Annotated in this window: 23 protein-coding genes and 1 pseudogene; 18 read left to right on the top strand and 6 right to left on the bottom strand. The window is 47.9% G+C overall.

The features are described from left to right. Positions 1 to 50 precede the first annotated feature (50 nt). On the top strand, positions 51 to 719 hold the full coding sequence (locus tag OCV29_RS10825; RefSeq protein ID WP_073604101.1) for a hypothetical protein: 669 nt from the start codon (positions 51 to 53) through the stop codon (positions 717 to 719). Positions 720 to 906: 187 nt separating this feature from the next. Here the strand turns inward: OCV29_RS10825 and OCV29_RS10820 are convergent, their stop codons facing one another. Then, positions 907 to 1320, bottom strand: coding sequence for a hypothetical protein (locus OCV29_RS10820; RefSeq protein ID WP_139281595.1), 414 nt, complete (start codon positions 1318 to 1320; stop codon positions 907 to 909). 130 nt (positions 1321 to 1450) lie between these two features. Next, positions 1451 to 2439, bottom strand: a pseudogene (locus OCV29_RS10815) (IS256 family transposase). Between the two features lie 234 nt (positions 2440 to 2673). Here OCV29_RS10815 and OCV29_RS10810 point away from each other — a divergent pair. From OCV29_RS10810 to OCV29_RS10800, 3 genes are read left to right on the top strand one after another with little or no spacing between them, the layout of a single operon-like run. After that, complete coding sequence (locus tag OCV29_RS10810; RefSeq protein WP_261887320.1) at positions 2674 to 2943, top strand: hypothetical protein; 270 nt, start codon at positions 2674 to 2676, stop codon at positions 2941 to 2943. A 53-nt stretch (positions 2944 to 2996) separates the two neighbouring features. Next, the gene (locus tag OCV29_RS10805) at positions 2997 to 3209 is read left to right on the top strand and encodes a ParB N-terminal domain-containing protein (protein ID WP_245796864.1); all 213 of its coding nucleotides are present in this window, start codon (positions 2997 to 2999) and stop codon (positions 3207 to 3209) included. Beyond that, on the top strand, positions 3190 to 3618 hold the full coding sequence (locus tag OCV29_RS10800; RefSeq protein WP_139281594.1) for a DUF6896 domain-containing protein: 429 nt from the start codon (positions 3190 to 3192) through the stop codon (positions 3616 to 3618). Before OCV29_RS10805 ends, OCV29_RS10800 begins: the two co-directional genes overlap by 20 nt. Positions 3619 to 3817: 199 nt before the next feature. Here the strand turns inward: OCV29_RS10800 and OCV29_RS10795 are convergent, their stop codons facing one another. Together OCV29_RS10795 and OCV29_RS10790 are read right to left on the bottom strand one after the other, a co-directional pair. Beyond that, positions 3818 to 4777: a transposase gene (locus tag OCV29_RS10795; RefSeq protein WP_073604097.1), complete on the bottom strand. Its 960-nt coding sequence runs from the start codon at positions 4775 to 4777 to the stop codon at positions 3818 to 3820. A 767-nt stretch (positions 4778 to 5544) separates the two neighbouring features. Then, positions 5545 to 7100, bottom strand: a protein-coding gene (locus OCV29_RS10790) for an IS3 family transposase (RefSeq protein WP_370737238.1) whose coding sequence is annotated in 2 segments (ribosomal slippage) — positions 5545 to 6647 and positions 6647 to 7100 — 1557 coding nt in all. Because the reading frame shifts where the segments join, the coding sequence is not laid out codon by codon here. A 286-nt stretch (positions 7101 to 7386) separates the two neighbouring features. Between OCV29_RS10790 and OCV29_RS10785 the strand changes: the two genes are divergently transcribed. Next, a complete protein-coding gene (locus OCV29_RS10785; protein WP_073605532.1) occupies positions 7387 to 7881 on the top strand; it encodes a hypothetical protein in 495 nt (164 codons plus the stop codon). A gap of 269 nt (positions 7882 to 8150) precedes the next feature. Here the strand turns inward: OCV29_RS10785 and OCV29_RS10780 are convergent, their stop codons facing one another. Next, complete coding sequence (locus OCV29_RS10780; protein WP_073605531.1) at positions 8151 to 8486, bottom strand: hypothetical protein; 336 nt, start codon at positions 8484 to 8486, stop codon at positions 8151 to 8153. A 277-nt stretch (positions 8487 to 8763) separates the two neighbouring features. On the opposite strand from OCV29_RS10780, the gene OCV29_RS10775 reads away from it, so the two are divergent. Next, positions 8764 to 8952 carry a type II toxin-antitoxin system HicA family toxin gene (locus OCV29_RS10775; protein ID WP_073605530.1) on the top strand — a complete coding sequence of 63 codons (189 nt, stop codon included), beginning with the start codon at positions 8764 to 8766 and terminating at the stop codon, positions 8950 to 8952. A 35-nt stretch (positions 8953 to 8987) separates the two neighbouring features. Beyond that, positions 8988 to 9425: a type II toxin-antitoxin system HicB family antitoxin gene (locus tag OCV29_RS10770; protein ID WP_073605529.1), complete on the top strand. Its 438-nt coding sequence runs from the start codon at positions 8988 to 8990 to the stop codon at positions 9423 to 9425. A gap of 38 nt (positions 9426 to 9463) precedes the next feature. Here the strand turns inward: OCV29_RS10770 and OCV29_RS10765 are convergent, their stop codons facing one another. Further along, a complete protein-coding gene (locus OCV29_RS10765) occupies positions 9464 to 10168 on the bottom strand; it encodes a S24 family peptidase (protein ID WP_073605528.1) in 705 nt (234 codons plus the stop codon). A 170-nt stretch (positions 10169 to 10338) separates the two neighbouring features. Here OCV29_RS10765 and OCV29_RS10755 point away from each other — a divergent pair, with 170 nt between their 5' ends. From OCV29_RS10755 to OCV29_RS10710, 11 genes are all read left to right on the top strand, one after another. After that, positions 10339 to 10716 (top strand): antiterminator Q family protein, encoded by a 378-nt coding sequence (locus tag OCV29_RS10755; RefSeq protein WP_073605527.1) that lies wholly within the window; start codon positions 10339 to 10341, stop codon positions 10714 to 10716. Positions 10717 to 11169: 453 nt separating this feature from the next. Next, entirely contained in the window at positions 11170 to 12105 is a 936-nt protein-coding gene (locus tag OCV29_RS10750) for a phage tail tube protein (RefSeq protein WP_073605526.1), read from the top strand. Beyond that, complete coding sequence (locus tag OCV29_RS10745) at positions 12105 to 12545, top strand: hypothetical protein (protein ID WP_073605525.1); 441 nt, start codon at positions 12105 to 12107, stop codon at positions 12543 to 12545. Before OCV29_RS10750 ends, OCV29_RS10745 begins: the two co-directional genes overlap by 1 nt. Continuing rightward, positions 12524 to 12793 (top strand): phage tail assembly chaperone, encoded by a 270-nt coding sequence (locus tag OCV29_RS23705; protein ID WP_442478221.1) that lies wholly within the window; start codon positions 12524 to 12526, stop codon positions 12791 to 12793. The genes OCV29_RS10745 and OCV29_RS23705 overlap by 22 nt, the downstream gene beginning before the upstream one ends. Further along, complete coding sequence (locus OCV29_RS10740; RefSeq protein ID WP_073605524.1) at positions 12790 to 14538, top strand: hypothetical protein; 1749 nt, start codon at positions 12790 to 12792, stop codon at positions 14536 to 14538. The genes OCV29_RS23705 and OCV29_RS10740 overlap by 4 nt, the downstream gene beginning before the upstream one ends. Then, entirely contained in the window at positions 14538 to 14879 is a 342-nt protein-coding gene (locus tag OCV29_RS10735; protein WP_073605523.1) for a phage tail protein, read from the top strand. Before OCV29_RS10740 ends, OCV29_RS10735 begins: the two co-directional genes overlap by 1 nt. After that, on the top strand, positions 14876 to 15577 hold the full coding sequence (locus OCV29_RS10730; protein ID WP_073605522.1) for a phage minor tail protein L: 702 nt from the start codon (positions 14876 to 14878) through the stop codon (positions 15575 to 15577). The genes OCV29_RS10735 and OCV29_RS10730 overlap by 4 nt, the downstream gene beginning before the upstream one ends. Continuing rightward, the gene (locus tag OCV29_RS10725; RefSeq protein ID WP_084193483.1) at positions 15577 to 16293 is read left to right on the top strand and encodes a C40 family peptidase; all 717 of its coding nucleotides are present in this window, start codon (positions 15577 to 15579) and stop codon (positions 16291 to 16293) included. Before OCV29_RS10730 ends, OCV29_RS10725 begins: the two co-directional genes overlap by 1 nt. Next, on the top strand, positions 16286 to 16762 hold the full coding sequence (locus OCV29_RS10720; protein WP_073605521.1) for a tail assembly protein: 477 nt from the start codon (positions 16286 to 16288) through the stop codon (positions 16760 to 16762). The genes OCV29_RS10725 and OCV29_RS10720 overlap by 8 nt, the downstream gene beginning before the upstream one ends. Next, positions 16762 to 20016 carry a host specificity protein J gene (locus tag OCV29_RS10715; protein WP_073605520.1) on the top strand — a complete coding sequence of 1085 codons (3255 nt, stop codon included), beginning with the start codon at positions 16762 to 16764 and terminating at the stop codon, positions 20014 to 20016. The genes OCV29_RS10720 and OCV29_RS10715 overlap by 1 nt, the downstream gene beginning before the upstream one ends. A gap of 132 nt (positions 20017 to 20148) precedes the next feature. Continuing rightward, positions 20149 to 22023, top strand: a complete 1875-nt coding sequence (locus tag OCV29_RS10710; protein WP_073605519.1) for an RCC1 domain-containing protein — start codon at positions 20149 to 20151, stop codon at positions 22021 to 22023. The last annotated feature ends 40 nt before the right edge of the window (positions 22024 to 22063 follow it).

The following is a 22063-nucleotide window of genomic DNA, read 5'->3' as shown; positions in this document are numbered from 1 at the left end:
TGGAGCAGATCATTGGTCGCAGTAGAAAGATTTTGGTCTGGACAATTTTCATGAAAGTATTCGAAATGGTAAAAGTCCTTTATATTCAGTATGACATAAAGTTTGGTAAGTCCAATATGATGAAAATAATTAAATATTATCTGGCTGCTTTTTTACTGGGTGGGATGACATTGTGTGTATTATCCTCTCCTGTGTGGGCAGAACAAGAAAAAAAATTGGTCACAAAGCATCAGAGTTTGATTGATGTATTTGGATGTCAGGTTGTTCCTGAGTCGGTTATTTGTTTGTCTGAAATCTCCAGATTAAAGAACTCACCTATAGTGGTATACAAGTTTAGGTATGAGCCTGATATTAATGTAAATACTGATATTGATAGCGGTGTGAATAAAATATTTAAACTTATATTTATAGTAATGAAATATTATTCTTCACAGATAAATCCTGTAACCGCAAAATTTTTTGGTGAAAATAAGAAACCATCTCTGGCTTACTTGATACATGAACAAGATGCAAAAAAAATAGTTATTTCTATAAAAACTTATTTACATGAAAAAATATACACATCATATCTATTCCCTATTATAACGGATGGTCAGATTAGAATGGTTTCTGGTTCCCACACTGGTGATAAAGATGTATTTTCGATTATGCTCGAAGATTGTCGTTTGAAAGATATAGAAAATCTATTTAGTGATTGTAATTGGATATATAAGAAATAGTTACTAATTCAACTCATGTGTCCCAAGTGCAACTTTAGAGACAGATTGTAGTGGTTCGCTTACGGTGCACTCCCCCCTCTGTCAGAATAGTTGCCACTGTTAAAAATTAACCAGTCAGAGGGGGATGGTTTGTGGGCAAAGAAAAAGCCCCGAAGGGCTTTGGTATTTCAATAGCAGTGTATAAAGATCAAGCTTTATTAAACTCAACATCACCACAGATAACATCTAACAAAATCTCTCCGCTTTCTAAATGAAGCTTGAATAAGGAATCTTCAACAGGTTTATAAATTCCTCCAGAATTTCCGGTAAAACCATAGTTGTGCTTTTCTAATAAGCTTACAATATCTTCAGATATTATCTCATGACACTCAACCTCACCAACATAGCAAGCAAATCCATCATCATATTCAAATGTATTTTGATAATGACAAATAAATACCTGAGTGCACTTTATTGTTCCAACACTATCCCCCTCATCCATATCGATAAATTCAAGTTCTATGGTTCTTCCGTCTGGATGAAAGTTGATACCGTCTAGGTTAACATTGCTTAATAAATTCATATTAATTATTGCCTTGATGTGGGCCAATAAACGCCCCAACAAAATGTCCTGTCTGATGAGACTGGTCTTTTAAAGGTTTGCCTTCATAGTCTTGCCTCTGAGTATATTTCTTGCTTCCGTCAGCTTTCCATACTCTCTGAGTTCTAATAACTTCTCCTGTGAGCTATAGTCAAATCTGGTGTTCAGCCACTTGCTTTGTATCCTGTTGATCTGTCTCGTTGTCGCGGACGCCATCATTGAATTTCACGCCTTTGATAACATCCGCCAGTAATTTAAATCCCCTGAGTTTTCGCCAATTCTCTTCTGCTGTTTTCATCAACTTAAACGCCATCGTTAGCGTGGTTTTCCGGCTCCCGCAGTTCTTGGTTTTATGTGTTCTCAATCTGACTGTAGCAAACAGAGATTCAATCGGATTTGTGGTGCGAATATGCGTCCAGTGCTCGGCCGGAAAGTCATAAAACGCCAGCATTTCAGCTTTGTCTTTCACCAGAAATTCCGTGGCTTTGGGGTATTTCGCACCATACTTTTTCTCGAATAATCCGAAGGCTTTATACGCACCGGAGCGCGTTTCTGCCATCCAGATATCCTGAAGTGATTCTTTCATTTTGGGCTGAACTGCTTTGGGCACGTTATTTAATATAATCGCAGTCTTATGGACTCAACAACGCTGATGCCGTGTTGTCGGCCAGTGTTTGGTTACTGCATTCCACAGTCCTAATGCACCATCGCCAATCATCAGCTCTGGTGCAATCTTCAGTCCCTGCGAATCAAGCTGGGCCAACACTTCCTGCCAGCTGTCTGCCGATTCCCGGTAACCATCAACCACAGCCAGGGGACCAATTCCTCAATATTCTGCGTGCGCTTCAGGTAAGGCGGGATCAGTGAACTGTTGAATTTAATCCCGTTACCAGTGCGATCCCTGACCTTTGGCACTTTGACCGGGAGCTCGCCCAATCCGGTCTGAATTGTTCTTTCAGGTAAATGGCCGTTACGAACCACAGCTTGCTTGCCATTCAGTTCAAGTGTTTCAAACTGTGCCAGCAATTCCTGAACTTCCGCTTCAATTGCCTGAGCCAGTAACTGCTGTGCGCCTTGTTTTAGCAGCTCATTAAGTAGATTCTCTGGCTTATGAAGTTGAGTCACGTTATTATCGCCCATGCGGTGTATCTCCTGTTGGTTGTTGATCTGGCGAGATCAATCAACAGGTTACACCGCAATCCTTTCAACACATACACCAGAAATCACTATATCTCTAACAATGATAACGGGCATGATAATAGCAATAGCAATAGCAATAGCAATAGCAATAGCAATAGTACTGACAGTCGCACTGGTGACTCTCAGGAGAAAGCTTCTTCGTTGGATAGTTTTGGCGAAGGTATTTTTTCCCGTTTGCAAGATTGGGGAGATGCCTTCGGGCTGGGAGTAAAAAACTGGGCTAAGGTACATGTTTCAGACGATGTTCGGGCCGGTATGACCGTTGCAGGCAGGTATTATCATAGTGGTGGTGCGCATATCAGTGAATCACTGAGTGCACAAGGCTTAGAGGTCAGCGATGATGTATTAGATAAAGCCTATGGTGCTGCCGCGATTGTAGCTGGTATTGCGCGTAGTAAGTCGTTTAAGAGTGTGAAGTCTTTTAAATCTATTGTGTTCATATAGTAAGGCCTGACGATTTGACACCGACTCAGCCAATTACTAAATCAAGAAAACAAATGAAAAGACTTAATAAAGAAATTGATGCTGCTGGGGAAATTACCAATTCAATAAGATATGTGCAGCGCGGTGAGAAAAAATATGTAGTTGATGGTCATCACAGATTGGCTTTAGCTAAACAAAAAGGTTTTAAAGATGTTCCAGCCGAGGAAGTCGGTTTGCCATTTAGAGGTTATAAAACGGAGAAAGATCTTGAATACTCCCAATACTAGTACTTGTCAAAATCAGTTGTTGCTACAACTCATTAATATATATATTAAAGCGGTAAATTCATCTTCAAGTACTTTGTCTAGTCTATTGAAGTTAGGTGATTTAAGTGATTGGCGTTCTAACAAAATCCCTATTCAGGGTAATTTGAATGAAGGATGGTCATATCATTTTCATGGTTCAGGTTGTTGTATTGTCTCCCCTGATTTTGAAGTTGACTTTGAATTTGACTCTGAGTGCCAAGTGGGTGGTTTTGATGTTTGGCGGTTATGGTCCTTTGTTTGTGATAACGCAGACGTAAGTTCTGATTTTCCGGAGTTCGCTGATATGAAAACTATTCAGAAATCTTTTGATAGTTTAATAGAAAACCATCTAATTGAAAGAAAGGCTGGTTTATATTGGCTAGTTCACTAAAAAACAAATAAAAAACAACAAATAAAAAGAACAAATAAAAAGGACAGACCTAATTAAAAATAAAGCCGATAAATTGGATTCAGCTTTATCCGGTTTATCGGCTCAGCTGCAATAGAAATCAGTCTTTTAGGGCACAATTGATGCGGGTTTGATGGGAAAAACAGATTATTCTGTTTTTCAGACAAGTAAAGCCGACGGTTTAAATTTTTAAACCGTCGATCCGTGATTTATTCAGATGCTGTTTTGCCTGAATGAGATGCTCAGTGCTGCCAATCCATCGTTTTCGCTTTCGTTCAAGATTAGTGACGAGCTTCAGGGGTTCGGTTTGATTGAGTGATAAGCGACTAAGAATTGTGGGTTGATGTTCGTCGATATAGCCACGTTTATCGTCGCGGATCTGGCGACCGGCGAAATCAACCCACTCAATATAATTCATCAGCCGGAAGGGAATCCCATCCGGTTGCTCCAGATGTTCATCGCCAATAAACGGATACAGACCGTAAGGTGTGGGTTGATTCTTTTCCAGCGCGTCCAGTCGTTTTTTCAGTGACGTGTATTCTGAAGTTTCCGGTGAGTCAGCGATTTTTGCCCGAACAGGATTGAGATCGGTGTAAGTCATCGCCGCGAGCAAAGCCGCTTCATCCAAAAGCGCATAAGACTTAAACCTGCCTTCCCAAAAGTGGCCAGTGCAGCCATCTTCCCGGTTGGCTTGCAGTGCGATGTCAAAATTCAATTCTTTCATCATCCAGCTCAGGGAATACAATCGTTCCCGCCACTGCTGAATGATTTGTTCGCAGCGTTTGACTTCGGCTTTGCTGGTGAGTTGTCGCTTGATGAAGCGCTGAATCAACGGCGGTAACTGATGCTCCTGCTGCCAGCGTTCAATGATTTCTTCTGTCGTCAACGATTTTGCTTTTGGTCGACTGATATGAACGACTAAATGATAGTGATTGGACATCACAGCATAAGAACAAATATCGATGCAATAGATAGTTGCCAGTTTCAGAATCCGTTTTTCCAGCCAGTCCCGCCTGTGTTCATACGATCTTCCCGTCACCGAATCTTCTCCACACAGAAACGACCGCCGGACACAGCGGGAGACGCAGTGGTAATACGGTGTGACATCGAGTGATATCAGTTGTGAACGGGCAGTGGTCATTGGATTCAGAGAATTAGTGAATGAATAGAAAGAGCTTGCCGCAGAAAAAAGAGAATGAAAAGCCGGATTGAGCAGGATGCGGGTGATTTGTCACTAAGAGTGAAAAATCAGTGTAATATGAGACTGATATAGTGTGATGTGAGTTCTTGAATGATCCGGGGAGGGACTCCAGTTTTTGTTGCCTGTCCTCTGTAGTGGTGTCTGTCTGACTGGCAGAAAGATGAAGCTTATCAGGGCTGGGCGTGGGCTGTGATTGACATTGATCTTGAGCCTTATCTGGGGGAGCAGTGAAAAAGAACGTCACGTTACTCAAATTGCTGCTAAAGATTAAAAGCGTCTGTCCTCATTCAAGTTTGAAAGATTAAAAGCGTCTGTCCTCATTCAAGTTTTGAGACTGATATAGTGTGATGTGAGTTCTTGAATGATCCGGGGAGGGACTCCAGTTTTTGTTGCCTGTCCTCTGTAGTGTTTTCTGTAGTGGTGTCTGTCTGACTGGCAGAAAGATGAAGCTTATCAGGGCTGGGCGTGGGCTGTGATTGACATTGATCTTGAGCCTTATCTGGGGGAGCAGTGAAAAAGAACGTCACGTTACTCAAATTGCTGCTAAAGATTAAAAGCGTCTGTCCTCATTCAAGTTTGAAAGATTAAAAGCGTCTGTCCTCATTCAAGTTTCTTCAAGTTTCGTGGAATACGGACTGTAAACATGGATAAGCCTAGTTCGAAAGGAGCGGTGTTTTTCAAGATAGTTGTCATCATCTGCTTAATATTTAAGCTGCTTTTTCTTCGTCAATTTCTGGTGTTTTGTCCGGGTTTAATTCAACCTTACCAACTGGCTCACAGTTCCTGATATTTCCTGACCAGCGCGCTGGATTCGCCTCTCGGTGTAACATCAAGACCTGTTTGCGGTTTTCTAAAATCTGTTTGTCTTTTCCATGATGACGCTCATCTGGCGTCACGTAATTGAGCGCACTGTGTTTGTGCTCCGTGTTATACCACTGAACGAATCGCTCTACCCATTCTCTGGCATCGTTCAGACTTCTAAATCCATTTGATGGCCATTGCGGGATATATTTCAACGTCCGGAACAGCGATTCCACATAAGGGTTATCATTACTCACCCGCGGACGGCTGTAAGAAGAGAGCACGCCAAGCTCTTCCATTTTTGCTTTCAGTGTCAGGGACTTCATCGGGCTGCCGTTATCTGAGTGCAGGACCAACGCCTGTTGAAAACATTTTTCCCGGAACACTGTCCGTTGCAATAATTCTGACGCCAACTCACCACATTCGGTTTCATGCACCTCATAACCCACGATTTTCCGGCTGTAAATATCTTCAATCAGATACAGGTAGTAAAACTGACCACGTACCGTTGAAGGCAGATAGGTGATATCCCAGGTGTGGACCTGATTTGGCTGTGTCGCAGTATAACTCGTTGGTTTTACAACTTTTTGTCGGCTCTTCTGGCGACCTCTCCCGGTCAGCTGTCCTGCTGCTTTTAAGACCCGGTAAAAACTCGATTCACTGGCAATATATTCTCCTTTATCCAACAAGGCCGGAACAATCTGCGCGGGCGGCAGACTGGCATATTCTGCAGTATTACAGATGTCGATAATCGCCCTTCGTTCCTGCTCTGAAAGCTTGTTGACCGGCGCCGGTCTCAATGCCTGTGGTCTTTGATCGGCCTGAACCTTTCCACCCTGATACCAGCGGCGGTAAGTCCGTAAATCAATCTGCGCTTCATCACAGGCTCTGATTAACCGGCAACCACTCTGGCAGGCTTCATGGATCAGTGCTATGAGACTTTTCCTGTCTTCGGTTGAGGTCAGTCGTCCCCGGGATCTTCCCCGTAAAAGGCTCTGAGCTTTTTTCTCAGCACCAGTAAAGCTGCAGTTTCAGCGAGTGCTTTTTCTTTATGTCGCAGCTCTTTTTTCAGGGCTTTGATTTCCTGTTTATCGGCCTTTGCCTGTTTTTTCGCTTCCGCTTCCCTTTCTTTAGCCGACATAAAGCCCTGCATACATTCACTGCGCCACTGATGAACCTGCTCAGGGTACAGGCCTTTTTCACGGCAGTACTGACTGAGCTCTGCTTCAGTCATAGAAAGGGTGTCGGCAACAACGGCCAGTTTGGTTTGTGCGGACCATTGTGAAGATGAAGTATGACTGTCTGGCAAAACGACTCCTGATTCTCTGAATGCTTTTCGCCAATTGTACAGGGTTGCTTCACAAATCCCTTCTTCTTTTGCCAGTTGAGCGACAGAAAGTGAATGTGGGGGTAACATTTTTTTCAGGATCGCTTCTTTTCTTTCTGGTGAATAGCGGGTCATCATTCCTCTTTAACCTCCCCTATGACTGGTTAATTTTTAACAGTGGCAACTATTCTGACAGAGGGGGGGAGGTACCTATCACAGCACTACCCATTATGACGAATACGGAAGGCGCGTAGGTCAGACGCATCGCAGCCACCATGGATATTCAGATCCAAAGAGTGATCAGTTTCATCCAAACCCACATCACCACAGAAGGGATCCGGCAACGGGACAGAACCTTAAAGATCCTGCAACGGGTAAGAAAACCTGGCCAGGGAACTTTGGAAATTAACGGAGAAAGTTAATGGACTCGATATTTGTAGTTTTATATGCGTGTTTAGAATCTAATTACGTCAATATTAGTTTCTTTCGACAGTGGTCTGAGAGACTTATTGGTCTCTCAACATGTCCGAAGGATTGGTTGATTAGTTTAACTACTGCTTCGTCAGAGGATGAAGTATCTAACGTTCTAAGAGACTGTTTGTTAGAAACCGGGGAAATCTTGGGCGACCGCTACAATCAGTTACTCCTAGGTTTTCTTTACTTGGCATACCAAAAACAGTTAATAAGCCCTGAGAAATTTGTTGGGGAATTGATTGATGTAGTAGATGCGGCTGATATGGAAATTATTGGTTGTGGCAATATTCTAGTCGAGCCTACTGGTACGATGTCAGTAGAAAACGTAGATGGATGCGTATTGGAGGTGCTGAAGCAATTTGCAGAAGATTGTAGCAGATTGTTCAAGCGACTCGATGCCGAAGTCATATATGAAAAGGAAAAAGAGATTTTCGAGCAGTAATAAAATGTTACAAAGGGTGGAAGTGCATTAGCTAAAATTAAAATAGACAGACCCAATTAACAAGAAAGCCGGTAAATTGGATTCATCTTTATCCGGTTTATCAGCTTAGCAATAAAATCAGTCTGTTAGGACACAGTTGATACAGGTTTGATGGGAAAAACAGATCATTCTGTTTTTCTTTATTCAAAGACTGTTTTAGCTGGATGAGGTGTTCAGAAGTCGGCGCTGCCTGTCCTCATCCTTCCTTCAGTGACTTCCCCTGCGACCCATCACCACATCACTACCTCTCCACCTTCAACCACCAACCCGGACTCAATCACCGAAGTCATGACCAGAATCTGCGCCGGCTCGATGGAAAAACAGACCGCCAGTGCCTCAGACAGCCCGGTTTGCAGTGCGTTCATTGCGCTTGCAGACCACAGGGAAGGCAGAAATAGCGTTGCGATGACGGCATACGGATGACCAAACTGCTTCTCACTGCGGGTAAATGTTACCGTCATGTCTGAGGTTTCTTTTCCGGCGTACTTCCCCCAGCGTCCAATCAGGTCCGGTGGATTTTCTGCTGGCTGCAAATCAGGTGAAAGGATGCAATGTGCGATCGGCATTGGGAACTCCCTGAATAAAAAAGCTGGATTCAGCGTTGCTGTTCATGTCAGTAAAGTATGGTCTGAGTCTGTTTTCCTACACAACTTTTGTTCCATTTTTCCTTATTTTTTTGAATTCACACGAGACGTGAACGCTCTTGCGTTGCAACAAAATTTATTCAGGTCATGTTGAAATAATAGCGACAATGAGAATTTTTTGGAGTTATCAGGGTTATTTATGTTGTCATTATTATTATATGGGGTTATAGTAACCCCTGGTGCTCTCAGGGAGGTTTGAATGAGTAGTACTGAGTTGATAAAACTTTTGCATAAAAACGGGTGGGAACTGATCGGTATCAGAGGCAGCCACCATAAATTCCGGCATCCTGAGTTTCAGTATCCGGTGATTGTTCCGCATCCAAAGAAAGATTTAAAGATTGGACTGGTGAAAAAATTAATGCAGCAGGCAGGGTTATATACCCATTAATCCAATCAGTCAGAAGAACAAGAAAGGAGCCAAATATGTTATATCCAGTTGCGATTGAAACCGGAGATGCAGAATACGCTTACAGCGTGGTATTTCCTGATTTACCGGGGTGTTTCTCGGCGGGGGATACATTAGAAGAAGCGTTAGCCAATGCCAGAGAAGCCGTTGAATTTTATCTTGAAGATTTAGCCGAGCATGAACAGGTGCCACCATCGGCCGGGTCTTTGTCTGACTGGCAGAAAGATGAAGCTTATCAGGGCTGGGCGTGGGCTGTGATTGACATTGATCTTGAGCCTTATCTGGGGGGAGCAGTGAAAAAGAACGTCACGTTACCCAAATTGCTGCTAAAGAAAATTGATAATCTGGTCAAACAGCATCCGGCTTATAAAGATCGCTCGCACTTTTTGCAGACGGCGGCATTTCGTGAAATTGCGCAGGTGAAGCAGCAACATCCAAAGACAAAAGATGAATAGGGCAGCTGCTGCGGGTCAACGGTAAACGGGTTGGCTCACTAAACCAGTACCGAATACCAGAATACCTTACCGATAATACGAATTTGCTGCACTTCATCGCCGGAATACGTTTCATCAGGATATTCTTCGTGATTGAAGCTCCGGATACGCAGGCCACCCCCCGGTACACGGTACAGCGTTTTAACCCTTAGCATACCGTCATGATCGATAGCAAACATTTTACCGTCGGTCACCGTGGTACTTGCGGTGTCGACACCGACAGTTGCACCATCAGGCAACACGGGTTCCATACTGTTGCCACTGACCTTTACACAAGCGGCATGCCCCGGATCAACCCCCTGACGTTTTAATGTCGAGCGGGCAAACCGGAGCTTAGGCCCGTGATTTTCCCGGACTTCCACCATACCATGGCCGGCAGAGAGTGCCACTTCGGTAAAGAAGGGCAGTTCTACTTCATCCGGGGATAATGCAGTTTGACTGTGCCAGGGTTCCATTTCTCCCAGCCATGATGCATTGCCGTGTTCTGACTGACCGGATGGTGCGGATTCATCACCAAACAGCAGCCAGTCAGGCTGGCATTGGAGGACTTTGCACAAAGCAATCAGATTCCGGCCACTCGGCTTCGAAGCGCCATTGACCCACTGACTGACCGAGCCCTTTGAAGCCCCCGTGAGCTTGACGATATGGACTGCTTTTAAATCTAAAGCCTGCATTCTTTGTTTGATTCGTTCTGACGCACTCATGGTTTGTTTTTCTTGATTATGTGTTTTGTTTTATAGACATCAGGTTGCTTTTGCGATAGTTTGTTTGGAATTCTAAACCATCTTGTTTTCTGATCCGTTTAACCTAGCATTTTTTGTCGATATCCCCAATCGTTAATGCCGGAAACGGGAAAATTAATGGAGTAAATATAATGACAAACACAATCATTCATACCACCGACTGGCTGATTGAACAATGGGTCTGCTGGATACGTCATAACCGGGAAGGTGTGGCTGGCTATGCCTCATGTTCACCTTTCACCCGCTTATTAGGAAACGGACTGCCGTCTCCGATGATTAGTGAAGAAGATGCAATGCTGGTTGATCGCGCAATCGCCCGGCTGAATCAGCGTGATCCACAGATGGCAAAAGCATTGACACTCTATTTCTTTGCCGGGGGAAATATTTCCTATGTTGCCAGACAGATGAATTTTGACCGACGTCAGGCAACGATCCTGGTGAAATCCGGAACGGCGTGGATTGATGCGGTAATCGACTTATCTAAAACAGGAAATAAATCAGAAAGTTAAACTCAATCTGTTTAGAAAAATAAACTTTTTTCTAAAAAACCATTGCATATTTGTGCACAGCAATATATAGTATATTCCATAGTCTCAATACATCCGCCCTGAAGTCACCACTTCAGGGCGTTTTTGTATCCAGGTCATCTGAACGTGATTCGTCCGGATGGCCAGATAACCCCGGCACAGGGCTTTTCACCGGATTCGGTGTAAGGTCACTGGTCCGGGGTTTTTCGTTTTCAGATCAATCATTCACGGCATGGTTCGGAGTCCGCCAGGGCACGGATCATTGCGTTCCCCCGAATGGTCGGTTTGAGCTCAGGGCGGCCTGATGGGCCGCCTTTCTTTCTTTATTCATATACGTTTCTTTATTCATATACGTTTATTCATTCATAGACGTTTATTCATCCATACACTTTTATATCAACAAACATGTCCATGTGGGCATGAGGAGAAAATACTATGGCAGACGCTTCTCGTCATCAAATGAGTCTTGTCCCTGAATCTACTTATGGTGTGACGCCTGATAGTCCGGAATTCACACCGATTCGTCATACCGGTACCACACTGGCGCTGACTAAAAATACCATGCAGTCTGAAGAGATTCGTGCTGACCGGCAAATCGCTGATTTCCACCACAGCACATCGCAGGTGGGCGGCGATATTTCAACAGAGCTGAGCTTTGGCAGCTTCGACCAGCTGCTGGAAGCCTCCCTGCTCGGCAGTTGGAAAGAAGATGCAGAGAAAGGCAACGATTCTCTGAAAGCGGGTACAACACGCCGCAGTTTCAGTGTGCTGCGCCACTTCTCTGATTTGGCTGAATCGGATAAACCTTATCACATGTTTACCGGTGTTGAAGTGAACTCACTGAATTTACAGGTGACGCCGGACGCCGTCGTTTCAGCCACGTTCTCAATGGTTGGCAAAGGCTTATCGACAGCGACTCAGGCGCCAGCGGGCATGAAATCCGGCACAGCAACCACAACATCGGTGATTAACTCTTTTACCGGCACACTCAAAGAAGGCGGTGAAGACATTGGTGTCGTGACTGAAATTCAGCTGACGCTGGAAAACGGTATTGATCCGCGCTTTATTATTGGTTCGAAAGAAACGATGCGTCCACAAATTGGCCGTTCGAATCTGTCCGGACAAATGACGGCTTATTTCGAAAGCGCATCGCTGCTGGATAAGTTCATCAATGAAACTGAAACCAGTCTGGAATTTACTTTGCCCGATGATGCCGGTAATGCCTACACCTTTGTGATTCCGCGCATTAAATATAATGGCGGTCAGCCTGACGTTTCCGGTCAGGGTTCAATTCAGCTGACACTGCCATTCCAGGCGCTGTTTGATGAAACTCAGCAGTCCAACATTGTGATCAAAAGAAAGGCAGCCTGATGCATGAAATGAATGAATTTTTTACCCGTCAGAAAGCGAATGAAGGGGTGCGATTGCCTTTAACCTTGCCGGACGGGACTAAAACTGAGCATTTCTTAGTGATCCGGGGCATTGATTCGGATGCTTTTCGCGAAGCGGAAACAGAAGCGAAGCGACAGGCGATGGAATTGTCAATGATCGGGGATGAGGAAGAAAAGCAACAGGCGATTAAGGACAAAAAACTGTCGCTGGTTGCTTCTCTGGTGCTGGACTGGTCTTTTGAGCAGGCATGCTCACCGGAAAACGTGAAAGCATTTCTGCTTGAGGCGCCGCAAATTGCTGATCAGGTTGATCAGCTGGCTGCGAGACGAGCACTTTTTTTCGACAAAAGGTTGAGCAGCTTTTCCGGTTCGCAGTCAGCGAACGGCAGCTCAGCCAAATCCCGCCCGGATCTCGGGTAACGCAACGGCAGACGCTGATTCAGGTATGGAAAACCACGGGCAAAAAACCAGAGAGGCTTGCAGAGCACCCTGAGTTGCCCGATGCGTTGACGTATCTGTGGGAATGGTTTCAGGAGCTTCACTCAGGTGAAGCGCTTTCTTTTTCGGAGATTCATTCCTGGGCACGGATGACCCACAGAAATCTGCGCGGTTGGGAAGTGGATGTTTTGCGGTCGCTGGACCGCATTCACAGGAGCACTTATTCATGACAGAAATCAACACGCTTCAAGTTGCAGCATCGGTTCGTCGTCTGTCTCAGCTAGAGAAACAGGCACAGCAGACAGAAAAGGCAACGACAGCATTAACGCATGCTTTTCAGGGGCTATCCAAACCCGTGAAAGCCATGCAGTCTGCGTTCGCTGACCTTAACCGTGTTGTGACCAAAAGTCAGGCGCTGAACGCGCTGCAAAAACAGCTGACGGCAGCCAAAGAGAGTACCGTTCATTTAAACCAGGCCTTTCAACAGCTGAATACAACCGCTGGACAAGGGTTTGGTGACACAATTCAGAAGGAGGTTCAAACCGGGGAAACGGCATTCAGTTCACTGGCCGAAACCCTGGCACAATATAAAGATGATGCCTTATTTGCCGGGTTGATCCCGGATGCCATGCTGGAGAAAGCGGATCAACTGACCTCAGCTTTCGCCGCTTTAAATTCACAACTGAACCAGTCAGCCGGACAAACCGGAAAGCAGGGCGGCGGGGTCTTCTCAGATCTGATTCCGGAGCAAACCAGCCAACAGCTGGATGCGATGACTCAGGAACTCTCTGAGTTTGCCTCCGACTGGGAAACCCTGATCAGCAACGTACAAAATAAGGGGCTGGATCAGATTGTGGCTCAGTCGAAAGAAATCGGCACCGATGCCCTGAAAGACTTTGCATCAGACTTTGGTAAAGCCTACGGCAATCAACTCAAAGAAGACCTGCTGCCGGAAGATTTCATGCAGGATATTCATGGTGTGGATGATTTCTTCGATCAGCTTGATGAAGGATGGGACTATTTTACCAGCCGCATTCAGGAGAAAGGTCTGAGTGGTCTGTGGGATGATGCACTCGATGTGGGTGCCGGGCCGTTCGATGACATGTTGAGCCAACTCACTTCCAGCTTTAAAAGCCAGATTGTCGATACGCTGGTACCGGAAGGCTTGTTTGATGAGTTTCGGCAGTTAGGGGATGTATTTTCCGGGCTGGGCTGGGATGGTGCGACGTCTTTCTTCAACCAGATGTTTCCATCGGATCAGACGACTCAGTCCGGTGCTGATGGTGCTTCAGACGGAACGCTTGATGCGACCCGTCAGCAGTATGACAGCCAAACCGGTCTCGAGCTGGACCTGACTGAGCAGCGCGAGAGTCAAAAGGCTCAGATTGAAAGTCAGTATCAACAGACCCGGCTGCAAAGCGCCACTGACTTTTTCAACAACATCGCGGCGTTAGCCGTCACTTCCGGCGGGAAACAATCCAAAATTGCCAAGGCAGCAGCGGTGGCGCAGGCCACAATGAAAACCTATGAATCGGCGACGGGGGCTTATGCTGCGTTAGCCGGTATTCCTTACGTCGGCCCCGCTCTGGGGGCAGCAGCGGCTGCGGCTGCGGTCGCTGCTGGTATGGCCAATATTCAGGCGATTCGTTCAGCGAATTTCTCCGGTGCTTATGATCACGGCGGACACATTCCTTCAGGGAAAATTGGCCTGGTGGGTGAATATGGTCCGGAACTGATTGCCGGCCCGGCTTCGGTCACCAGCCGCCGGACAACCGCAGACCAAACCTCCGGCGCTGCATCTTCCACCAGCCATGTGTCGTTTGCGCCTGTGATTCAGATTTCCGGCCAGACCGATGGCTCTGCCCGGCAAACGGCTCAGCAGGTCCGCAGTACGCTGCAGGGACTGATGGCTGAATTCATTACCGATCAGCAACGTTCCGGGGGCATGCTGAACCAACAGAATGAGGTATCCTGATGAGAGAAACCTTTCCCGATCTTTGCCCGGATTATAACTCTGGTGCATCGATTTCTCATGACGTTGTTTCCGTCTCTTTCGGAGATGGTTATGAACAAAGAATGCCTAAGGGCATCAACAATACTCAGCTGAGTTATTCGTTAAGCTGGTCCGGACTGACACAGAGTGAACGGGACACGCTGGTTGATTTTCTGATGAAACACGGCGGTGTGACTCCCTTTTACTGGACCCCCTGGGATGGTCAGACACAATTGTGGATCTGTGAAAAATACGCAGTTTCCCCCAAACCGGCCAACTACTACGACATTTCAGCGACTTTTACGAAGTCTTATAGCCTATGAACTACACAGAAACGGTTCAGAAAACGTCTTTGCCGGCGATTGTCGAGATGTTTTCTGTCACAACCTCAACAGGCACGCTCCGTTTTGTCACGGGGCCCCGCGATGGCAAGCCGGTTGTCCATGCGGGTAAAACATATACGCCGTTGCCGATTGACGTGTCTGGCTTCGGTTTCAATACCACAGGGTCAATTCCCCGCCCGACGATGCGAATCAGTAATATCGACAGTGCCCTGATTCCGGTGATCGCCGAGACGGATGATCTGATCGGTGCCCGTGTGGTGCGCCAGAGGATTTTTGCCACCAATCTGGACGGTGAACCGGATGAAGATCCGGGACAGACGTTTCCGCCGGATATTTATGTGGTGAACCGCAAGTCGGTTCAGACCCGGGCATCGGTTGAATGGGAGCTGGTGGCTGCGATTGATCAGGAAGGCGTGAAGCTGCCGCGCAGGCAGGTGATCCGCGATTACTGTCAAAGTATTTACCGGGTTTACGATGCCGGAGAAGCTGAATTTGATTACGGTGATGCAACCTGCCCTTATACCGGTGTGGTCTGCTTTAATGCGCAGGGCAAAAGTACGGATGCCGCTTCTGATGCGTGTGGAAAAACACTGGCCGACTGCAAAAAACGTTTTGGTGAACACGGCATTCTGCCTTTTGATGGCTTTCCGGGCGTGGCCCGGGTAAGGAAAAGCTGATGCTCAGACAAGAAATCATTCAGGATATACAGCAGCATGCGCTGGCCTGTTATCCCGAAGAGAGCTGCGGTTTTGTGTTTTCTGACCGGTATGCGCCTCAGCGAAATGTTTCTCCCACACCGGACAAGCATTTCAAAATCAGCCACCAGGCGATGATTGAAGCCCGGGCTGACAACATTCTCGCGATTGTGCACTCCCATCCGGATGGCAATCATTTCCCATCCATGATGGATATGCAGGGCCAGATTGCGACCGGGGTTCCCTGGTACATCTGCAATGTTGACCACGGTCGCGTCACGGACTTTTTTGGCTGGGGAAAGCCGGGGATGACGCCCTTAACCGGGCGGCCTTTCCGTCATGGTGTCACCGATTGCTATGCCATCATCCGCGATTATTTTTTTCAGCACCGCCAGATAACACTGAATGATTATCCGCGTCGCTGGGAATGGTGGAAATCCGGCGAAGACTTGTACGAAAAGTACTTCCGGCAGGAAGGCTTTTCCATGATTGAACCGTCTGAAGTGGAAGCGGGGGATGTTTTTCTTGCTGCGATTGCCTCCAGACAGATCAATCACGGCGGAGTTTATACGGGTCACGGACTCATTTTGCATCAATTAGGCAACCAATATGGCTATGCCCCTGATCGTCTGAGTTGTCGTACACCGGTGACTCCTTGGTTAAAACATATCAAATACTGGATTCGTTACCATGGTTGAAATTCATCTCCACGGCGAATTAGCCCGGCTCGAATGTCCGGAAGCAATTGATGTGCAGAGTCCGTATGAAGCCATTCAGTTTCTCTGCGAAGTTGTACCCGGATTCAGGCAGTGCTACTTCTCCGGTCAATATACGATTGAAAATGATCAGGGTTCGTTCGTGACAGAAGAGAACTTACATCTGCAAGGGTGTCAGTCATTGCATTTTTATCCGGCAGCAGCGGGTGCTGTGACCGGTGCTCTGGTGGGAGCCGGAGTGCTGATAGGCGGGATGCTTGCTGTCAAATGTATGGATCTGAAGTTGTCCGGCTATGAAGAGCGTGAGTCTGTTGACAGCCGGAATTCATACTTGTTTAACGGTGCGAAAAACACGGTTGAGCAAGGTGTCGCAAGGCCTCTGCTTTACGGAAAAATGGAAGTGGGTGGCCACATCATCTCCACAGGATTAACGACGGAGCAAATTATCTGATGCAACCTTATTACCATATAGAACCTGATTACCATATAGAAGGTGCAAAAGGTAGCAGCGGAAAGTCAGGGCAAAGCAGTGGCCGGGTTGCCAAAGAAGACCCGAACACGCTTCAGAGTCATGCTACCTGCCGATGTCTGTTCCTTGTCTCTGAAGGCCCGACCAAAGGGCCGGAACGGGGCGCACAGGATATTCTCATCGACGGCACCCCCCTGCAAAGCGAACAGGGGAGTTATAATTTTCAGGGGGTCAACCTCGCCATCCGGCAGGGAAACCCTCATCAGGAACATTTACCCGGTTTTCCGGCCGTGGAAAATCAGGTGTCTGTGGGCATGGAAGTCACCTACAGCAACCCGGTGACCCGGACGATTCAGTCGGATATCGATGCGGCCCGTGTGACCGTCAGGATTCCGCGGTTGACAAATCAGGATGCCAAAACGGGGGATTTACACGGCTCATCGGTCGGTATTTACATTGATTATCGGGCTGAAGGTGAAGGCTGGACCCGTGTAGTGACCGATACGATTAGCGGGAAAACCGTCTCCGATTATCAGCGGGACTACCGGATTGAACTGACGGGTGAGGCGCCCTGGGACATCCGGGTCGGACGCACTACACCGGACAGTACTTCGGCAACCCTCTCGAATCAGACCTACTGGAGCAGCTATACCGAAATTACGGATGCCAAACTCTATTATCCGAACAGTGCGCTGCTGGGTGTGACCATTGATGCGAAACAGTTCAGTGGTAGTATGCCGACGGTTTCGGCGATCTGGTCGGGCATGGAAGTGAAAGTCCCGGTGAATTACAACCCGGAGACGAGAGCTTATCAGGGGATATGGAATGGCCGGTTTAAAATGGCCTGGACTGATAATCCGGCCTGGGTTCTGTACGATTTAATCACCAATACGCGCTATGGCCTGGGACAGGAAGTGAGTGCTGAATCCATCAGTAAAGGTCACTTTTATACCATTGGCCAATACTGTGATGAGTTGGTTGATGATGGCTATGGCGGCAAAGAGCCCCGCTATACCTGTAATATTTATCTGGCCAAACAGCAGGATGCGTTTGCCGTGGTCAAAAATCTGGCAACGGTATTCCGCGGCATGACCTACTGGGGCGCCGGGCAGGTCGTGCCGGTTCAGGATGCGCCGCAGGATGCGACGCAACTGATCACGGCGGCCAATGTGGTGGACGGCCTGTTTACTTACAAAGGGAAAAATTCTTCCTCGGAGCGGCACAGTGTTGCGCTGGTCTCCTGGAATGATCCCGAAGACAACTACCGGCTGAATGTGGAAGTGGTTGAAGACAGGGAGGCGATGCAGGCGATTGGCTGGAAAACGACCGATGTCGTTGCTGTGGGATGTACTTCCCGTGGTCAGGCCCGTCGTATTGGCCGCTGGACCCTGGATGCCGAATGGCATGAACCGGAAACCATTTCGTACCGGTGTGGTTTCGACCAGCTTGGCGTGCGTCCCGGTGATGTGGTCAACGTGCTGGATCCGGATATTGCCGGTATTCGGCTGGGAGGCCGGATTGCCGGCGTGACGGCGGGATCGATCACGGTTGATGCGCTGCCGGATGACTTTGACCCTGAGCCGGATTATGAGCTCTCGGTGGTCCTGCCCTCCGGCGGGATTCTGACCACGGCGGTTCTGGCGGTTGAAGGCCATACCCTGTCCGTTGCAACGATGGACGTGCTGCCGGTGGTGGGGACGATGTGGGCCCTGAGTTCTGATCAGGTTCAGCCACGTCCGTTCCGGATTACTTCGGTGACCGAAGCCGATGATATGACCTTTAATGTGACCGGAACCAGCTTTGATACGCATAAATATCAGCGGGTTGAAGAAGGAATACGCTTTGAAGACAGTTCATTTTCTTTGTTACCTTCGGGGGCGCTGCCACCGCCGAAAAAACTGACCATTGATGATAATCTTTATATCGATAAAGGCCAGATGCGCACGGCATTGACGATTGGGGCGACCTTACCGGCAGATGCCCGAATCCGGTATATTGAGTATCAGTATCAATCGTCTGAAGAGCCTGACTTTACCACCATCGCCACCACTTCAGCGGTTGCTGTGGAAGTCAAAGACGTACAGACCACGACCTATACCATCCGGGCCCGGTGTGTGGACGCGTTGGGGCAGTACAGTCGCTGGTCTGAAAATGTGGTGTATCAGGTGCTGGGTAAACAGGCACCGCCGGAAGATGTCGATGGGTTCAGCATTCAGGTCACCGGTGCCACCGCATTACTGAGCTGGCAGGCGGGGACTGATCTGGATTTGGATCATTACAAAGTCCGCTATTCGCCACAGGAAGAAGGGGCGAAATGGGGAGAAGCGGTTGATATCGTGACGCATACCAAAGGCACGAGTGCTTCGGTTCCGGCTCTGGTCGGGAGTTATCTGATTAAAGCCGTGGACACCACCGGTAATGAGAGTGTCAATGCCGCCTGGGTCAGCTCTTCCGTCAGTAGTCTGTCTGCATTTAATGTGATTGAATCCGTGCAGGAAAGCCCGGCTTTCCCCGGCAAACATCAGCAAAGTTGTGTGCTTGATCATGCGTTGCAGTCGGGTGGTGCCGATAGTCTGTCTGACTGGCCGGTGTTGGATGAGATTTCCAGCCTGACTTATGTCAATCACGGTGTGCGGCAGGAAAGTATTTATGAGTTCGGCCGCGAGCTGGATCTGGGCGAAGTGTACACTTCGCGCCTGACCGCGGTGTTAAAAGCACGGGGTGTAGATATCCGCAGTACGATGGCGACATGGAATCCGATCGGCAACATTCATAACCTGATCGACAGTTCACCCAATGACTGGAGTGTCCGGCTTCAGGTCCGGACGACCAAAGATGACCCGTTGTCTGTGGATGCCGCCTGGTCTTCCTGGCAGGATTTTGTGCTAGGCGATTATACCGCCAGAGCTTTCCGGTGGCGGGTCATTTTGCTCAGCTACAATCCGGTTGTTGCCGCACAGGTCACAGCCCTTGAAGTGAAAGTGGATATGCCGGATCGCATTGCTTCCGATTCTGATCTGATTTGTCCAAAGGAAGGGCGGTTGATTACCTTTACTTCGCCATTTCGGGTCAGACCGGCCATCGCTGTTGACGCGCAAGATATGGCGCCCGGCGATTATAAAATCATCCGGGAGCAGAGCCGGCGCGGTTTTCATGTTCAGTTCTTCAATCAGACAGGGCAGCCCATTGCCCGTTCATTCGACTATCTGGCTAAAGGCTACGGTCAGTCTGTTTAATTTTTAATTGTCATTTCTATCTTCCGTTTCATTCACATCAGGTGATGCAGCGTTGTATTGACGGATCCGGTGATATTGCCGGAGCCGGTGTGATTGTCGCGGAGGACAACCAATACTCAGGAGTTTATTGATATGAGTCAGTACGATTTTGGTGTGATTAACCCAAATACAAAAAACGGCGCAACACTGGCCACCGATTTAAATAGCTGGCGTGATGCGTTGCACAGCCTGCACAAAGGCAGTATCCGGCCCGATTATGCGGTGAACGGGACCATCTGGCTGGATGACAGTCTGGATAACAACTGGCTGTTAAAGTTATATAACGGTGAGCATGATGTGGTGCTCCGGGAAATTGACCCCAATGGTGAAAGTGCATTGTTGCCGCTACACCGCGGCGGTACGGGGGCGGCTGATGCTGAAGGTGCCCGTGAAGCACTGGAACTGGGAGCGCTGGCGATTCAGAGTCAGGTGAATACCAATCTGATCGAAGACCTTGCCGTCACCGGTGAGAAGGTTGCAGCGCATACACTCACGCTGAATAAACTGGCGAAAGGGACACCGGGTGATGTCATTGCTTATGATACCGATGGGTTACCGGCTGCCACACGTTTTACGGCCAATATTGAAAACAGTCGCCGTTGTAAAAAAATATCGAAAGGGAATTATGGCATGTCATCTCATGTCGTCAGCGTTTATCTGATGGAAGATGGTACCATCCGCAGTTGTGGTTACGGGGGAAATAATTCCAATGGTGATCCGGCTGGCGCTAATACTTATGTACCGGGCCGGGTCGCGCTCAGTCATCCCGACGTCAATATTGTGGCGGTATATAGTGGTCACCATAGTCACTATGCGCTGGATGATACGGGGAATGTCTATTCCTGGGGATTGAATGACTATGGCCAGTTAGGGCACGGGGATACGGTGAATCGCCCTGTTGCGACCCGGATCGAGTTTTTTGTACAGAATGATTTGAAAGTGGTTGAGGTTTATACCATTGGCGCGGCATACGAGCAAAGAAATACCACGATATTCCGTACCGATAAGGGCTATTTATATGCCTGTGGATTTAACGGACAGGGTCAGCTGGGTGATGGCACCACCGCTAATAAAGTCGCGCCGGTGCGCTGCGGTTATCTGGAGAATATCTGCCAGGTACACATTGGAGGCGGATATCCCACCTGTATCCATGCAGTGAATGATAAGGGGCAACTATGGAGCTGGGGATGGAATGGTTTCGGCCAGCTGGGGTTAGGGCACACCACCAGTGAGGATACACCGGTAAAATCATCCATGACGCAGGTGAAAAAAGTACTGGGTGCTTCCGGACGAGTCGATAATCCAAATGTGGCTGATAACCGGGGTTTTAGTCTGGTCCTGAAAACAGACGGGACGCTCTGGGCGACGGGCGCAAACATCTATGGACAATTGGGTCAGGGCAATACCACCGACCTGCATACATGGACACAGATTCAGTTCCCCGAAGGGGATACCATCGTCGATATCGCGCTGGGCTGTGGCTATTATGCACCGGTGATAGCGCTCAATGATCAGGGAGAAGTACTGTGCTGGGGGTATAACGGTTACGGGCAACTGGGTAACGGGGTGGATGATAAGGCGCAGTCACTCCCGTTTAAACCTGAAGGAGAATGGCAGGGTAAAGTGACCCGGATTGCTATTGGTGGCTCCATCTCTCATTCAGCACTGGTGGTTGAAAGTGACGGCGCTCTCTGGGGATGCGGTTATAATGGCAACATGAACCTCGGCGTTGGGGATGCGACTCACTCTCACCAATCCGCACATCAATGTGAATTCCGCCGGGTTCTGGGGTTAAACGGTACCATTCGTGACTGGTGGATCCACGGTCACAGTGGAGACTGGGGCATTCGGGTGTTGTATGAAGATGGCCGGGTGGATGCCTGTGGTCATAATAAGGATTACGGCTTTTGTGGAACCCAGTCCGGGAATCTGCATCATCAGGGAGTTCTGGCTCCGGTCCGGTTCTGATCCCCGTCACTCTTATATTCTTATCTTTGTTTTCAACATC

It is taken from the genome of Vibrio aerogenes, assembly GCF_024346755.1.
Taxonomy (GTDB): Bacteria; Pseudomonadota; Gammaproteobacteria; order Enterobacterales; family Vibrionaceae; genus Vibrio; species Vibrio aerogenes.
Note: the sequence above shows the minus strand (reverse complement) of the source record. Positions and strands in the feature narration are given on the sequence as shown.

Bases quoted from the DNA above. Each gene is read 5' to 3' on its own strand.
- OCV29_RS10825 (WP_073604101.1), top strand. From the start codon at position 51: ATGAAAGTATTCGAAATGGTAAAAGTCCTTTATATTCAGTATGACATA.
- OCV29_RS10805 (WP_245796864.1), top strand. From the start codon at position 2,997: ATGAAAAGACTTAATAAAGAAATTGATGCTGCTGGGGAAATTACCAAT.
- OCV29_RS10795 (WP_073604097.1), bottom strand. From the start codon at position 4,777: ATGACCACTGCCCGTTCACAACTGATATCACTCGATGTCACACCGTAT.
- OCV29_RS10785 (WP_073605532.1), top strand. From the start codon at position 7,387: ATGGACTCGATATTTGTAGTTTTATATGCGTGTTTAGAATCTAATTAC.
- OCV29_RS10780 (WP_073605531.1), bottom strand. From the start codon at position 8,486: ATGCCGATCGCACATTGCATCCTTTCACCTGATTTGCAGCCAGCAGAA.
- OCV29_RS10775 (WP_073605530.1), top strand. From the start codon at position 8,764: ATGAGTAGTACTGAGTTGATAAAACTTTTGCATAAAAACGGGTGGGAA.
- OCV29_RS10770 (WP_073605529.1), top strand. From the start codon at position 8,988: ATGTTATATCCAGTTGCGATTGAAACCGGAGATGCAGAATACGCTTAC.
- OCV29_RS10765 (WP_073605528.1), bottom strand. From the start codon at position 10,168: ATGAGTGCGTCAGAACGAATCAAACAAAGAATGCAGGCTTTAGATTTA.
- OCV29_RS10755 (WP_073605527.1), top strand. From the start codon at position 10,339: ATGACAAACACAATCATTCATACCACCGACTGGCTGATTGAACAATGG.
- OCV29_RS10750 (WP_073605526.1), top strand. From the start codon at position 11,170: ATGGCAGACGCTTCTCGTCATCAAATGAGTCTTGTCCCTGAATCTACT.
- OCV29_RS10745 (WP_073605525.1), top strand. From the start codon at position 12,105: ATGCATGAAATGAATGAATTTTTTACCCGTCAGAAAGCGAATGAAGGG.
- OCV29_RS10740 (WP_073605524.1), top strand. From the start codon at position 12,790: ATGACAGAAATCAACACGCTTCAAGTTGCAGCATCGGTTCGTCGTCTG.
- OCV29_RS10735 (WP_073605523.1), top strand. From the start codon at position 14,538: ATGAGAGAAACCTTTCCCGATCTTTGCCCGGATTATAACTCTGGTGCA.
- OCV29_RS10730 (WP_073605522.1), top strand. From the start codon at position 14,876: ATGAACTACACAGAAACGGTTCAGAAAACGTCTTTGCCGGCGATTGTC.
- OCV29_RS10725 (WP_084193483.1), top strand. From the start codon at position 15,577: ATGCTCAGACAAGAAATCATTCAGGATATACAGCAGCATGCGCTGGCC.
- OCV29_RS10720 (WP_073605521.1), top strand. From the start codon at position 16,286: ATGGTTGAAATTCATCTCCACGGCGAATTAGCCCGGCTCGAATGTCCG.
- OCV29_RS10715 (WP_073605520.1), top strand. From the start codon at position 16,762: ATGCAACCTTATTACCATATAGAACCTGATTACCATATAGAAGGTGCA.
- OCV29_RS10710 (WP_073605519.1), top strand. From the start codon at position 20,149: ATGAGTCAGTACGATTTTGGTGTGATTAACCCAAATACAAAAAACGGC.